Raw genomic sequence first — 14354 nt, 5'->3', positions numbered from 1 at the left:
GTGGCTGTCGCCGAAAACGTCCTGCGCTCGGCGCCGGGCCAGCACCCCCTCTAAGACCCCGGCTGTCTCGGGGTCAATTAAGGCAAGATGGTGGCAAATGCGACTCGGTTCCCCGCTCTCGAGGGTGCCGGCCATACCTTGCCCAGGATTGCGGCCAAGAAAGGACGGCCAGCGCCCGCCAGCGGCGGGAAACACAGGAGCGCGGCATGGTATCGCTCAAATGCACGGCGCCCCTTGTCGTCCTTGGCGCTGCGCTCGGTCTCGTGCTCCCGGCCGTCATCGTTCCGGCCGATGCCGCCGCCGACGGCGGGCGCGCCGCGTCGGCCATCGCCATGCGCGGCGCGCCGGACCTTCCGGACGACTTCACCGCCTTTCCCTATGCCGATCCAAACGCGCCGCACGGCGGCCGGCTGACGCTCTCGCTGACCGGCACGTTCGACAGCCTCAATCCCTTCATCGTCAAGGGCTCGCCGGCGTCGTTCGTGCGCGGCTACCTGGTCGAGAGCCTGATGGCGCGCTCGCTCGACGAGCCGTTCACGCTCTATCCGCTCATCGCCCGCTCGGTGACGACCGATGCCGCGCGCAGCTTCGTCGAGTTCGAGATCGACCCCCGCGCGCGCTTTGCCGACGGCACGCCGGTGACGGCGCAGGACGTGTTGTTCTCCCACGCCTTGATGCGCGACCAGGGGCGCCCGAACCACCGGCTCTATTACGCCAAGGTCGCGAAGGCGGAGGAACGGCCGGGCGGGCGGGTGCGCTTCACCTTTGCCGAGCCGGACCCCGAGCTGCCTTTGATCATGGGGCTGATGCCGGTGCTCTCCCGCGCAGCGGTCGATCCGGCACGGTTCGCCGAGACCAGCCTTTCGGCGCCGCTCGGCACCGGCCCCTACAAGGTGGAGGCGGCCGAGGCCGGCGCGAGCCTCACCTTGTCCCGCCGGCCGGACTATTGGGGGCGCGACCTGCCGGCCAATCGCGGCCTCTACAATTTCGATACCCTGCGCATTCTCTATTTTCGCGACGCCAACAGCGAGTTCGAGGCCTTCAAGAAGGGCCTGGTGGACGCCCGCTTCGAGACCGATCCCGGCCGCTGGGAGACCGGCTACGACTTTCCCGCCGCCCGCGCCGGCGAGGTGGTGCGCGAGGTGATCCCCACCGGCACGCCCAAGCCCTATTCGGCGCTGGTGTTCAACACCCGCCGTCCGGTGTTCGCGGACATCCGCGTGCGCCGCGCCCTGACCGAGCTGTTCGACTTCGAATGGCTCGACCGCAATTTCTACCATGGCCTCTATGCGCGCACGACGAGCTTCTTCCAGGACAGCGAGCTGTCGAGCTCCGGCCGGCCGGCGGACGACCGCGAGAAGGCGATCATCGGCCCGTTCGCGGCCGAGATCGTTCCCGAGGCGCTCCTCGGAACGCTGGTGCCGCCGGTCTCCGACGGCTCGGGACGCGATCGCGATCGCCGCCGCGACGCCTTCGCGCTGCTGGAGCAGGCCGGCTGGCGCCTGTCCAACGGCCTGGTGCGGCGCGAGGGCACCGGCGAGCCGCTCGCCTTCGAGATCATGGTGGCGACGCGGGACCAGGAGCGCCTCGCCCTCGCTTATGCGAGCCAGTTGGAGCGCGCGGGAATCACGGCACGGGTGCGCTTCGTCGATGCGGTGCAGTTCGACGCCCGCCGCAACGCCTACGACTTCGACATGGTGCCGGCGATCTGGAGCCAGTCGCTCTCCCCCGGCAACGAGCAGGCCTTCTATTTCGGCGCCGCCAGCGCCGATACGCCGGGCACGCGCAACTATATGGGGGCCAGGAGCCCCGCCGTGGACGCGGCCATCGACGCCCTGGTCGCCGCGCGGGACGAGGACGACTTCATCGCCGCCGCGCGCGCGCTCGACCGGGCGCTGCTCTCGGGCGCCTACGCGGTGCCGCTGTTCCATACGCCCGGACAATGGCTCGCCCGCTGGACGCGCATCGGCCGTCCGGCGCAGCCCTCCCTCTACGGCACGCTGCCGGAGACCTGGTGGCGCGTCCCGGGCCGCTGACGGCTCAGGCCGCGAGCGGGCCGCCGCCCCCGCCCCGGGTCACGGCGCGCCAGCCGAGCACGACGAACACCACCAGGACGATCCCCTGGGCGATGGCGAAGGGCGGCTCGGACTGGGTCGGCGCCAGGGCCTGGAGCGCCGCGATCTTGGCGAAGGCCTGCGCCACGCCCACGAACACCAGCAGATAGAGGCTCGCCACCGCGCTGCCCACATAGATGGCGCGCCAGCGCCCGTCGAGGCCGCGGCCATAAAGCCCGTAGAGCGCGACGGCGAGGATGAGGAGCGCGATGCCGCCGACCACGTGGGACGGCTTCAGCTCGGAGAACGGAAAGAAGAAGCCGGTCACGCTGGTCAGCACCGCCGCCGCGAGGAACACCCCGGTGCCGGAGGGGAGCGCCTCGCCGCGGATCAGGCCGAGGAGCACCACGATCCCCGCCGCGATGGCGATGAGGCTGAGCCAGGTATGGATGCCGGTGAGCGTCAAGGGATCGAACATGGAAGCCCCCTCCATGGAAGACTTCCATGATGACGCAAGGCCGCGATCTTTGCACCCGCTGTTCGCGCGGCGGAGGACGGGATGCACGCTTCCCCGCGAGGCCGCTGCTTCCCAAAAGGACGGTCCATGGGGCTCCGTAATGGCTGCCCTATCGTCCTGTATCGGGCCAATATCGGCCGCAATTGCTTTTCAGTATCCGAACGTATTCGGCCCTTGTGCTTGTCGATGGACCGGATGCCAACTTGAGGAAAGGGATGACGTGAGGTCGGGCGGCTTCACCGAATATCAACCGCCTTCTGCGTGAGCTTGGGCCTGCGCAAAAGGCGAGGAGGGGGATACATGTCAGGCCTCCAGCGCGTGCAGCGGCGTATCGCGCATCGCTCGATGCCCGGTTCCGCGCATACGAATGCCCCGGCGCGGCCACGCGTGGCCGGCGCGCGCGCCCGACTGCCGCGCGCCGAGGGCGTCACTTTGCCCGCCCTCTGGCGCCTTCTCGCGATTTCGGCCTGCGCGCTCATTCTCGGCGGCGGCGGCTTTCTGGCCTTTCAGCTGTCCAGCGCGCCCTCCGCCGCGCCTGGCCCGGAGGATCATCGGCGCCTCGCGGTCAAGGTGGCCTCCATTCTCGGCGCGCTGCCGGCGCCGGACCGTCCGAAGCCGGACGCCGGGCCGACGGCGGAAGATTTCGCGCGACCGGCCTTCCTGGAGCCCCGGCCCGCCACCGCGGAGCCCGCCCCCGCACCGGCCGAGACCGGCGAGTTGCAGGACGCACCGACGCCGCCGCCGCAGCCGCTGGAGGTCGCCGCGCTGCAAGTCCCCGCGCCTTCCCCTTCCCCTTCCCCTTCCCCTTCCCCTTCCCCTTCCCCTGCCCCGCTGCCGCCCCAGCGGCCGTCCGCCGCGCCCGACGCTCGCACCGCCCGCATCCTCTTCGACGTCACCATGCGCTCCGGCCCGCGCCGTGGCGCCTCCGCCATCGGCCAGATCGACCGGAACAGCCGGGTCACCCTGATCGGGTGCAAGTCCTGGTGCGAGGTGATCAGCGCCGGCAAGCGCGGCTTCGTCTATCGTCGCGCCGTGGACCAGAATTCCTGATCATTCGTTGCACGGCCGGGGATCGAAATTCCCGCGCCGAGCATTATCTTGGCTATGACACGCACGGGCGTGCTTTTTGGAGGGATCAGCCATGAAGTCCATCATCAAGGTCATCGCCGTCGCCGCCATCGCGCTTGCGCCCGTCGCGGCGTCCGCGCAGGGCGTTGTCCAGGGCGCGGAATCCGGGGCCAAGAAGGGGGCGGCGGTCGGCAACGAGGCGGCCGGCCCGGTGGGCGCGGGTGTCGGCGCGACCGTGGGCGGTGTCGGCGGCGGAGTCGCCGGCGGCGTCAAGGGCGGTGCCCAGGGCGCGGTGAGCGGCGCTGAGAAGGGCGCCAAGGCCGGCGACAAGGCGGCCGGCCCGGTGGGCGCGGCCGTAGGCGGCACGATCGGCGCCGTGGGTGGAACGGTCACCGGCGTCCTTGGCGTCAAGTAGTCGAGGCGCGGCGCTCCCGTCCCCACCGGGGCTGGAGCGCCGGCCTCCGGGCCTTACAGCCCCTTCTTCTGCGCCAGCGCGGCCAGCTTCTTCAGGATCGCCAGCGTGCCCTTCACCCGCGCCTCGGGCTTCGGCCAGTCGCGCAGGAACACCACCTTGAAGTCGGGCCGCACCTTGGCCTGCGGACCCTCCTGGCCGATCAGCTTCACCAGGCTGGACGGGTCGGCGAACTCGTTGTCGCGGAAGCCCAGGACCACGCCCTTCGGGCCGGCATCCACCTTTTCCACATTCGCCTTTCGGGCCAATGCCTTGATCTTGGCGAGCTCGACCAGGTGCCCCACCTCCTCCGGCGCCGGGCCGAAACGGTCGGTGAGCTCGGCGGCGAAGCCGTCGATCTCCTGGTCCTCCTGGAGATCCGCGAGACGCCGGTACAAGGCCAGACGGACATGCAAGTCCGCCACGTAGTCCTCCGGGATCAGCACCGGAGTCCCGATGGTGATGTTGGGCGACCACTTGTCGTCCACATAGTCGGTGATGCCGGCCTTGATGTGGGCGATCGCCTCCTGGAGCATATCCTGGTACAGTTCGTAGCCCACCTCCTTGATGTGGCCCGACTGCTCGTCGCCGAGCAGGTTGCCGGCGCCGCGGATGTCCAAATCGTGGCTCGCCAGCTGGAAGCCGGCGCCCAACGTCTCCAGCGACTGCAGCACCTTGAGCCGCCGCTCCGCCTGCGCGGTGACGGGCTTGGCCGCCGGCACGGTGAAGATGGCATAGGCGCGCTGCTTCGCCCGGCCCACCCGGCCCCTGAGCTGGTAGAGTTGGGCGAGGCCGAACATGTCGGCCCGGTGGACGATCAGCGTGTTGGCGTTGGGCACGTCGAGGCCCGATTCCACGATGGTGGTTGAAAGCAGGACATCGTACTGGCCGTCATAGAAGGCGGTCATGATGTCCTCGAGCGCGCCGGCGGCGAGCTGGCCGTGCGCCACCGCCACCTTCACCTCCGGCACCGAGGCCTCCAGGAACGTCCGCACCTCGGCGAGGTCCTCGATGCGCGGCACCACGTAGAAGCTCTGCCCGCCGCGATAGCGCTCGCGCAGCAGGGCCTCGCGCACGATCAGCGGGTCGAACGGCGTCACGAAGGTGCGCACCGCGAGGCGGTCCACCGGGGGGGTGGCGATGATGGAGAGCTCCCGCACCCCGGTCATGGCGAGCTGGAGCGTGCGCGGGATCGGCGTCGCGGTCAGCGTCAGCACGTGCACCTCGGCCCTGAGCTGCTTCAGGCGCTCCTTGTGGGCGACGCCGAAATGCTGCTCCTCGTCGACGATGACGAGGCCGAGATCCTTGAAATGGATGGATTTTCCGAGCAGCGCATGGGTGCCGACGACGATGTCGATGGCGCCGTCAGAGATGCCCTTCTTGACCGCGGTCAGTTCCTTGCCCGTCACCATGCGCGAGGCCTGGGCGATGTTCACCGGCAGGCCCTTGAAGCGTTCGGAGAAGGTCTTGAAGTGCTGGCGGGCGAGCAGCGTGGTCGGCACCACCACCGCCACCTGCTTGCCGGAGAGCGCCACCGCGAAGGCCGCGCGCAGCGCCACTTCCGTCTTGCCGAAGCCCACGTCGCCGCAGACCAGGCGGTCCATGGGACGTCCCGAGCCGAGGTCGTCCAGGACCGCGTCGATGGCGGCCTCCTGGTCGTCGGTCTCCTCATAGGGGAAGCGGGCGCGGAACTCGTCATAGAGCCCGGCCGCCGGCACGAGGCGCGGCGCCTCGCCGAGCTGGCGCTGGGCGGCGATCTTGATCAGCTCGGCGGCCATCTCGCGGATGCGCTTCTTCATGCGCGCCTTGCGCGCCTGCCAGCCGCCGCCGCCCAACTTGTCGAGCTGGGCCTCGGTGTCCTCGGAGCCGTAGCGGCTCAGAAGCTCCAGATTCTCCACCGGCAGGAACAGCTTGTCGCCGCCGGCATAGTGGATCTCCAGGCAGTCGTGCGGCGCGCCCATGGCCTCGATGGCCTTGAGACCCACGAAGCGGCCGATGCCGTGGTCCACGTGGACCACGAGGTCGTCGGCGGTGAGCGCGGTCAGCTCCGAGATCACGTCCTGCGGCCGGCGCGCCTTGCGCTTGGGGCGCACCAGGCGGTCGCCGAGGATGTCCTGCTCGCCGATCAGCGCGAAGTCCGGCGTCTCGAAGCCGGCCTCGACGCCGTAGACCGCGAGCGCGGCCTGGGTCTTGGGCAGCGCCGCGAGGCTGTCGAAGCGGGAGATCGAGGCGGAGCCGGTGAGGCCGTGGTCCGCCAGCACCGTGCCGAGGCGCTCGCGCGAGCCTTCCGACCAGCCGGCAAGGATCACCTTCCTGGTCTTCTGAAGCTCGCGCACATAAGCGACGGCGGCGTCGAAGACATTGCCCTCCGGGTCCGCCCGCTCGGCGGCGAAGGAGCGGCCTTGGGTGCCGCCGAGATCGATGACGTTGCCCCCTGCCCCCAAGGGCGCGGCGAACGGGGTGAGTCGGGCGATGCGCCCGTCGGCGATGCGCTTCGTCCATTCCGGCCCGGTGAGGTAGAGCCGGTCGGGCGGCAGCGGATTGTAGACCGGCCCGCCTGCCGGGTGGTCGAGCGCGTCCTTGCGCGCGGCAAAATAGTCGGCGATCTGGGCGATGCGCTCGCCCGCCGCCTCGTCGGCGAGCGGATCGAGCACCAAAGGCGTCGCCTCCACATAATCGAACAGCGTGTCCATGCGCTCGTGGAACAGCGGCAGCCAGTGCTCCATGCCGGCGTGGCGCCGGCCCTCGCTCACCGCCTCATAGAGCGTGTCGCCGCGCTGGGCGGCGCCGAAGGCGCTCACATAGGCCTGGCGGAAGCGGCGCATGGTGTCGGTGGTGAGCTGGAACTCGGCCATGGGCACGAGGTCGAGCGACTTCAATTGCCCGGTGGTGCGCTGGGTCTCGGGGTCGAAGGCGCGGATGCTCTCCAGCGTGTCGCCGAAGAAATCAAGCCGGATCGGCGCGTCGAGGCCGGGCGGGAACAGGTCGATGAGGCCGCCGCGCACCGCATATTCGCCGGTGTCGCGCACCGTGGGGGTGCGCAGGAAGCCGTTCTGCTCCGCCCACTGGGTCACCCCGTCGAGGGCGATGGCGTTGCCCGGCGCCGCCGACAGCGACTGCGCCGCGACCAGGCCCCTGGCCGGCACGCGCTGCACCGTGGCGTTGACGGTGGTGAGGACGACGCTCGCCGGGCCGCCCTTCACCCGCGCGAGGCGGGCGAGCGTCGCCATGCGGCGGGCGACGATGGCGCCGTTGGGCGAGGCGCGGTCATAGGGCAGGCAGTCCCACGAGGGGAAGGCGAACACCTGGAGCTCCGGCGCGAAGAAGGCGAGGCCCCGCTCCAGCGCCGCGAGCCGCTGGCCGTCGCGGCAGATGACCAGCAGGCTGGGCCAGGGCGCGTCCTTTGCCGCCGCCACCGACCGGGCGAGATCGGCCACCGCCATGCCCTCCATGCCGTCGGCGACGCGCGAGAGGATGAGCGGCCGGCCCTTCTGAAGGGCCTCGGCGACGAGGCGGGGACGCTTCACGGTGAACTCCGGATCGGGATTTCGGGCAGCCTGTCAGCCGGCACGGCCGCGGCCGGAGAGGTGGAAGTCCTTCAGCCGGCGAAAGAAGGGCGTGTCCCGCTCGGCGGGCACGGCAATGGTGCCGCAGATCCAGGAGAAGACCTCCTGGTCCTGGGCGTCGAGCAGGATCTCCAGCTCGTCGAGCTCCGGCTCGGCAAGGCCCGCCACCTCGGCATCGACGAAGCGGCCCATGATGAAGTCCATCTCCCGCATGCCGCGATGACGGGCGCGGAACAGGATGCGGCGCCGGCGTTCGTCGAGCCCGCTGCTCGATCTCTCCAGGCCGCTCGAAGTGCCGGACATGGGCCACCTTTCGGCTCAAACACGAACATCGGCCGCGCCCCGGGGAGCGCGTCCGACGCGGTGCTTATACGGGCAAGACCGGGGGTTTGGCCAGATGTGGGGACGTGGATGGCACCGGGCCGGCTCCCCTCCCCCCTTGCGGGGAGGGGTGAGGGGGTGGGGGTCGCGCAAGCCCAGCGGCTGGCTCGCCGGGCATTCCGGAGAAGTCCGAGCACCCCCCTGCCCCTCCCCACAAGGGGGAGGGGCTTCCCGTCGAGGGCGAGGGGCAGCCAATAGGCCCTCCCCCTACTTCTCCGCGAACAGCAGCGCGAGGCGGGTCATGAGCGGCTCGTCGGTCATGTCGAGGCGCAGCGGCGTCACCGAGATGCGGCCCTCGTCGAGGGCGCGCAGGTCCGAGCCCGGCGCGGTGTCGAAGATGCGGCGCTCGAAGGCGATCCAGTAATAGGGATTGTTGCGCCCGTCGCGGCGCGCCTCGATGCGCATCAGCTTCTGGTCGCGCTTGCCCTGGAAGGTGGCGGCGATGCCGGTGATCTCGTCCGGCGTCCGGTCCGGGAAGTTCACGTTCATGACGATGCCGGGCGGAATGCCCTCCGCGAGCAGGCGTCGGATCAGGTCCGGCGCATGGGTCTCGGCGGTGATGAAGTTCGGATTCTCACGGGTCCTGCCGCCGAAGGACTGGGACAGGGCGATCGAGGGAATGCCGAGGATGGTGCCCTCGATGGCCCCCGCCACGGTGCCGGAATAGCTCACGTCCTCGGCGATGTTCTGGCCCCGGTTCACGCCCGACAGCACCAGGTCGGGCGGAGTGTCGAACATCAGGTGGCGCACCGCCATGATGACGCAGTCGGTCGGCGTGCCCTTCACCGCGAAGCGCCGCTCCTCCACCTGCCGCAGGCGCAGCGGGTCGGAGAGCGAGAGCGAATGGGCGACGCCGGACTGGTCGAATTCGGGCGCCACCACCCAGACGTCGTCCGAGAGCGCGGCGGCGATGCGGGCGCAGGCATCGAGACCCGGTGCGTGAATGCCGTCGTCGTTGGTGACAAGGATGCGCATGGGCGGGTCTCGGCTCTCGTGCGGTGGACAGGACCCGCGCGGCGGGCGGCGCATGAATAGGCCCTGGGAGCATGGGCGCCAAGTCGCAATGGCCCGGCGCGCTTTTCCGCTGGGGAAAGCGCGGTCCGATCATCGCTTTGAGGCGGGCTTGCCTCCGGCGTTTACCAAGCCTCAACCATGTTGGGGTCTGCTGCACGGACGTGGCATGGCGCCGCGAATCGAGGCCGTCGGCCGATGACGCACGAGATCGCATACGCGCTCAGCGAAGCGCGACGGGTTCGTCCTTCCGCCCGGGCGATGGCCTGGGCCGGGCTGGCGGTCGCGGCGGTGCTTGCCCTGTTCCCGCTGCGCTTCACCGCTGCCAGCACGGTGGAATTCGAGGTCGGCGCCGAGCCGCCGTCCGCCGTCACCCGCGGCATGGCCCAGCTGATCGCCTCGCGCGAAATGGCGCACGACGCGCTGCAGAAGCTCGATGCCGCCGACGTGGCGCGGCTTTCCGCCGGCGGCACGATCGCCGCCGCGACCCCCGATTTCCGTTCCTCCGCCGCCCGTGCGGCGTGGCGCCTCATGGAGAGCGTCGAGGTGCGGCCCGAGCGCGGCGGCCGGGCGCTGGAGATTTCCGTCTCGGCGCCGAGCGCCGTGCTCGCCGCCCGCATCGCCAATGCCTATGTGTCGGCGCTGCTCGATCTTCAGGCTTCGGCCCGCGCCCAGGCGGAGGCCGAGGCGCAGGGCTTCGCGCTGCCGGTGATGCGGCGCGGACCGTCGGCCGCTCTGCCCATGCTGCCCGATCCGCCGCGGCCGCTGGCCTTGGCGCTGCTTCTCGGCGGTCTCGCCGCCCTGCTCCTGTCGCACCGCATGACGCGCCGTCCCGGCCCGGTGGGACAGGTGGAGGCGGACGACCTGCCGCGCGAGCTCGACGGCACGGTGCGCGTGCAGTGGCTCGATGCGGGCGACGATCGCGGCCTCGACGCCGGCGCGGCGATCGAGCGCCTGATGGATGCCCTGCCCGCCGCCGGCGGCGGGCAGGTCACGCTCCTGGCCTCCGACGACTGGCCCGAGGCCTCGGCGCGCTGCGCCGTCGAGCTGGCGCGCCGGCTGGCGGAGGAGGCGCGGGTGGCCCTGATCGCCCTCGACGGCAGCGCCGAGGAGCTCGGCGCGCTGGTCTCCGATCCGCGCGCGCCGGGCGTGAGCGAGCTTCTGTTCGGCGTCGCCGGCTTCGGCGAGACCATCCACCGCGACGCCCATTCGCGCGCCCACGTGATCCCGCCGGGCCGCGACGCCCGCGGCGGTCCGGGCATGGTGGGCGCGGAGCGCCTCGTCCTGGTGCTCGGCGCCCTGCGCCAGACCTACGACCATGTGGTGGTGGCGGCGCCGAGCCTTGCCGGGAGCCGGGGCGCGGAGCGCCTGTCGCAGCTCGATCCGCTGCTGGTGTGCCTGCATGGCGAGGAGCTGCCCGCCACCGCCGCCGTGGAGGCCTTCGACGCCATGGCCGCGCACAGCTTCAAGCGCGTCGTCATGCTGTGCCTGTCGGCCAATGCCTTCGATCCGCCGGAGGTGGCGGGCGATCCGGATGCGCTGGCGCCGCCCAGCCTCGACGCGCTGGACCCGCTCCCACCGCCGGTCCAGGCGAAGGACGCGCCTCAGCACGAGCGCAAGGCCCGCAGGGCCGGCCAGCTCCAGCTGCCCCTCGCGGGCGCCGCCTGAGCCGCCTCAGGCGCGGCGGTCGGGCCGCTCCATCCACCAGATGAGGGCCCCGGCCGGAATCACCCAGAGCGTGCCCAGCAGCACGTAGCAGACGGTCTGCAGCGCCCAGTGCAGCTCGGTCACCCGCCCCTGCGCCAGCGCCATGGCGCCCAGCGACCAGACCACGACCAGGACCAGCATGAGGACGGCGCCGATCAACTTGCGCAGACGCTGGGGCATCAGGACCTCTCATTCTCCGCGGCGGGCCGCTCGGGCGCTTCCCGGGAGGCATGCCGTCCCGGCAGCGACACCGCATCCCTTGCGCCGCGCGCGCCCCCTCTATAACGGAACCTGCGGGAGGGCTTAAGGACCAGGGCCGGGAGAAGCCGAGAATGTCGCAGGCGGTTTCGAGTTCGGGCATCGGCGCGCCGCGCGCGCTCGCCCCGGTCCGCATCTGGCTCTATGCGGTCGCCGCGCTGATCGTCGCCATGATCGTGGTGGGCGGCGCGACCCGGCTCACCGAATCCGGCCTCTCCATCACCGAGTGGAAGCCCGTCACCGGCGCCCTGCCCCCCATGTCGCAGGCGGACTGGCAGGCCGAGTTCGACCGCTACAAGACCATTCCCCAATACGAGATCCTCAACAAGGGCATGGGCCTTGAGGCGTTCAAGCGCATCTACTGGTGGGAATGGGGCCACCGCCTGCTCGGCCGGCTGATCGGCTTCGCCTTCCTGCTGCCGTTCCTGTGGTTCGCCTGGCGCGGCCTGCTGCGCGGCCGGCTCCTGGCGCAGACCCTCGGCCTGTTCCTGCTCGGCGGGCTCCAGGGCGCGGTCGGCTGGTGGATGGTGGCCTCGGGCCTCACCGAGCGCACCTCCGTCAGCCAGTACCGCCTCGCGGTGCACCTGACGCTCGCCTGCGTCATCCTCGCCGCCGTCGTCGCCGTGGCGCGCTCCGTCTCCGGCGCCGCCCGGGTGGCGGCGGGCGCCGGCCTGCGCGGGCTCGCCTGGGCGCTGCTGGCGCTGGTGCTGGTGCAGATCTTCGCCGGCGGGCTGGTGGCGGGCCTCGATGCCGGCATGGCCTACAACACCTGGCCGCTCATGGACGGCCACCTGGTGCCGCCGCTGGAGCAGCTGGCGGCGGCCCATCCCTTCTGGCGCAACCTGTTCGAGAACGCGCTCACGGTGCAGTTCAACCACCGCATGATCGCCTACGGAATCTGGGCGCTGACCCTGGTGAACGCGCTCGCCGCCCGCTCGCTGCCGGCGCCGGCCGCGGGGCGGGCGTGGCTGCTGTTCGCCGCCGTGACCGCCCAGGCCGCGCTCGGCATCGCGACGCTCGTCCACCAGGTGCCCATCGACCTCGCGCTGGCGCACCAGTTCGGCGCGGCGGCGGTGCTGATCCTCGCGACCTTCAACGTCTATGGCCTCGCCGGGGCGGTCGCGCCCGCTCCCGCGCCGGTCTTCGCCCGAAGCTGACCGGCGGGGCGCTCAGCGCAGGAGCACGGCGACCGCGGGCGCCATCAGCACGTTGAAGAGGCCCGCCAGCACCATGACGAGGCCGGCGACCGAGCCTTCCTCGCCGCCGATCTGGTGCGCCTTGGCGACGCCTGCCCCATGGGCGCCCATGCCGAGCAGGGCCCCGCGCGCCAGCGAGGAGCGCAGCCGCATCGCCTTCATCACCACCTCGCCCAGCGCGGCGCCGCAGATGCCGGTGGCGATCACGAACACCGCCGCGAGGTCCGGCACGCCGCCGAGGTCCTGGGCGATGGTGAGCGCGAACGGCGTCGAGGTGGAGCGCGGCATCAGGCTGAGCTGGAGCTGGTGCGACAGCCCCATCAGGTCCGCCAGCAGGAAGGCGGTGGACATGGACAGCGCCGAGCCCACCATCACCCCCACCGCCAGCACCGGCCAGTGGCGGCGGATCAGCGCGCGCTGCTCGTAGATGGGGATGGCGAAGGCGACCGTCGCCGGCCCCATCATCAGCACCAGCCAGTGGGTGCCGCGGATATAGTCGGCATAGCCGGTGTGGAGGCTCAGCGCGGCGACGCCCACCAGCAGCGGCGTCACGAGCAGCGGCGAGGTCCACCACGCCCGGCAGCGCCGGTGAATCAGGCGCGCCAGCGCGTAGGCGCCGATGGTGACCGCCGACCAGAACACGGCGGCGAGCAGCGGATCATGCAGCACCGCGCCCTCCCCGCACGCGCCAGCGCCAGGCGAGATCGACCGCGAGCGCGGTGCCGCCCATGACCATCACCGTGCCGGCGAGGATCACCGCCGCCACCTTGAGGCCGACGAGGCCCATCAGCTCCCGGTGGTCGAGGATCGCCATCACGGCCGGCACGAAGAACAGCAGCATCTCCGCCAGCAGCCAGCCGGCGCCGCGCCGCACCGCGACCGGCCGCACCCGGCCGGAGACGAGAAGGGCGAGCACCAGCACCATGCCGACGATGCCGCCCGGAAGCGGCAGGCCGGTCACCCGGACCAGCCCCTCGCCCAGGCCCCAGAAGGCCGCCAGCACGCCGATCTGAAGGATCATGCTGCGGTGCAGCATGTACCTCATGTTGCGCAGCATGGAGCGCAGCATTCCGGTGGGCCTCGGACGCGGCGATGCCGCCGATCGGTGATTCGGCGCGGTTTCGGCAGAGCAAGGAGACCGTCGGGCGAAACGCATGGCGAGGCACCTCCAGTGCCGTCGCCTCTTGATAGCGCGCGCTGCAGCATGATGAAAATGAATTGACTGAATTATGATCATTCCATATCGGAATAGAGATGGAACTGCGCACGCTCCGGGCCTTCGTCGAGGTGGTGCGGCAAGGCGGGTTCTCCGCCGCCGCCAAGACGCTGAACGCCACCCAGCCCACCGTCTCGAAGGCGGTGAAGCAGCTGGAGGACGAGCTGGGCGTGCCCCTGCTCGACCGCATCGGCCATCGCAGCCAGCTCACAGCCGCCGGCGAGATCGCCTACCGCCGCGCGCTGGCGCTACTGGCGGAGCGCGAGGCGCTGGTCGCCGAGCTCGACGAACTGCGCGGCATGCGGCGCGGCAGCCTCCGGCTGGGCCTGCCCCCGCTCGGCGCCAGCACCCTGTTCGCGCCGCTGTTCGCGGTCTACCGCGCCCGCTATCCGGGTGTGGATATCCGCCTCACCGAGCACGGCTCGGCACGGCTGGAGGAGATGCTGCTGGACGGCGAGCTGGAGCTGGTCGGCTCGCTGCTGCCGGCCAAGGAGGGGTTCTCCGCCCAGCCGGTGCGGCTGGAGCCGCTGATGGCGGTGCTGCCGAAGGCGCACCCGCTCGCGGGCGCCGAGCGCACCGGCATCGCGGCGCTCAAGGCGTCGCCCTTCATCCTGTTCGAGAGCGGCTTCGCCCTCAACAAGGTGCTGGAGGAGGCGTGCGCGGGCCACGGCTTCTCGCCCCAGGTGGCGGCTCGCAGCGGGCAGATCGACTTCATCGTGGAATTGGTGGGCGCCGGCCTCGGCGTCGCCTTCCTGCCCCGCACCATCGCCATGCAGCGGGCAACGCCTGCGGTCGCCCTCACCCGCCTGGATGAGCCGGGAACGCAATGGCACATGGCCCTGGTCTGGCGGCAGGGAGGCTATCTCTCCCACGCCGCCAGGGCCTGGCTCGACCTCGCCCGCGAGGTCTACGGACCGGATGGCGCGTGA

13 protein-coding genes are annotated in these 14354 nt (G+C 71.2%); 6 read left to right on the top strand and 7 right to left on the bottom strand.

The genetic code is table 11. From position 1 onward, the window contains the following. The first annotated feature begins 206 nt into the window (after positions 1-206). On the top strand, positions 207-2036 hold the full coding sequence (locus V5F67_RS13825; protein ID WP_394017223.1) for an extracellular solute-binding protein: 1830 nt from the start codon (positions 207-209) through the stop codon (positions 2034-2036). Between the two features lie 4 nt (positions 2037-2040). Here the strand turns inward: V5F67_RS13825 and V5F67_RS13820 are convergent, their stop codons facing one another. Then, positions 2041-2532 carry a hypothetical protein gene (locus tag V5F67_RS13820; RefSeq protein WP_394017224.1) on the bottom strand — a complete coding sequence of 164 codons (492 nt, stop codon included), beginning with the start codon at positions 2530-2532 and terminating at the stop codon, positions 2041-2043. Positions 2533-2838: 306 nt separating this feature from the next. Here V5F67_RS13820 and V5F67_RS13815 point away from each other — a divergent pair, with 306 nt between their 5' ends. Continuing rightward, positions 2839-3621, top strand: a complete 783-nt coding sequence (locus V5F67_RS13815; protein WP_509210574.1) for an SH3 domain-containing protein — start codon at positions 2839-2841, stop codon at positions 3619-3621. A gap of 91 nt (positions 3622-3712) precedes the next feature. Continuing rightward, positions 3713-4054 (top strand): hypothetical protein, encoded by a 342-nt coding sequence (locus tag V5F67_RS13810; RefSeq protein WP_394017229.1) that lies wholly within the window; start codon positions 3713-3715, stop codon positions 4052-4054. 53 nt (positions 4055-4107) lie between these two features. Here the strand turns inward: V5F67_RS13810 and mfd are convergent, their stop codons facing one another. The 3 genes from mfd to surE all read right to left on the bottom strand — a co-directional run bounded on the left by mfd (position 4108) and on the right by surE (position 9012). Continuing rightward, on the bottom strand, positions 4108-7617 hold the full coding sequence (gene mfd / locus V5F67_RS13805) for a transcription-repair coupling factor (protein ID WP_394017230.1): 3510 nt from the start codon (positions 7615-7617) through the stop codon (positions 4108-4110). 33 nt (positions 7618-7650) lie between these two features. Then, positions 7651-7959, bottom strand: coding sequence for an FAD assembly factor SdhE (locus tag V5F67_RS13800; protein ID WP_394017232.1), 309 nt, complete (start codon positions 7957-7959; stop codon positions 7651-7653). A 285-nt stretch (positions 7960-8244) separates the two neighbouring features. Next, a complete protein-coding gene (gene surE / locus V5F67_RS13795) occupies positions 8245-9012 on the bottom strand; it encodes a 5'/3'-nucleotidase SurE (RefSeq protein ID WP_394017234.1) in 768 nt (255 codons plus the stop codon). A 234-nt stretch (positions 9013-9246) separates the two neighbouring features. On the opposite strand from surE, the gene V5F67_RS13790 reads away from it, so the two are divergent. Then, complete coding sequence (locus V5F67_RS13790) at positions 9247-10716, top strand: hypothetical protein (RefSeq protein WP_394017236.1); 1470 nt, start codon at positions 9247-9249, stop codon at positions 10714-10716. 6 nt (positions 10717-10722) lie between these two features. Here the strand turns inward: V5F67_RS13790 and V5F67_RS13785 are convergent, their stop codons facing one another. Next, complete coding sequence (locus V5F67_RS13785; RefSeq protein ID WP_394017237.1) at positions 10723-10935, bottom strand: DUF2842 domain-containing protein; 213 nt, start codon at positions 10933-10935, stop codon at positions 10723-10725. A gap of 152 nt (positions 10936-11087) precedes the next feature. Between V5F67_RS13785 and V5F67_RS13780 the strand changes: the two genes are divergently transcribed. Beyond that, positions 11088-12170 (top strand): COX15/CtaA family protein, encoded by a 1083-nt coding sequence (locus tag V5F67_RS13780; protein WP_394017239.1) that lies wholly within the window; start codon positions 11088-11090, stop codon positions 12168-12170. Positions 12171-12182: 12 nt separating this feature from the next. Here the strand turns inward: V5F67_RS13780 and V5F67_RS13775 are convergent, their stop codons facing one another. Both V5F67_RS13775 and V5F67_RS13770 read right to left on the bottom strand, forming a co-directional pair. Further along, positions 12183-12878 (bottom strand): LrgB family protein, encoded by a 696-nt coding sequence (locus tag V5F67_RS13775; protein ID WP_394017241.1) that lies wholly within the window; start codon positions 12876-12878, stop codon positions 12183-12185. Next, positions 12868-13278 carry a CidA/LrgA family protein gene (locus tag V5F67_RS13770; protein ID WP_394017243.1) on the bottom strand — a complete coding sequence of 137 codons (411 nt, stop codon included), beginning with the start codon at positions 13276-13278 and terminating at the stop codon, positions 12868-12870. The genes V5F67_RS13775 and V5F67_RS13770 overlap by 11 nt, the downstream gene beginning before the upstream one ends. Before the next feature lie 185 nt (positions 13279-13463). Between V5F67_RS13770 and V5F67_RS13765 the strand changes: the two genes are divergently transcribed. After that, entirely contained in the window at positions 13464-14354 is an 891-nt protein-coding gene (locus V5F67_RS13765; RefSeq protein WP_394017245.1) for a LysR family transcriptional regulator, read from the top strand.

The organism is Xanthobacter pseudotagetidis, from assembly GCF_043194795.2.
Lineage (GTDB): Bacteria > Pseudomonadota > Alphaproteobacteria > Rhizobiales > Xanthobacteraceae > Xanthobacter > Xanthobacter tagetidis_A.
This window is presented reverse-complemented; position numbering and strand designations above follow the sequence as displayed.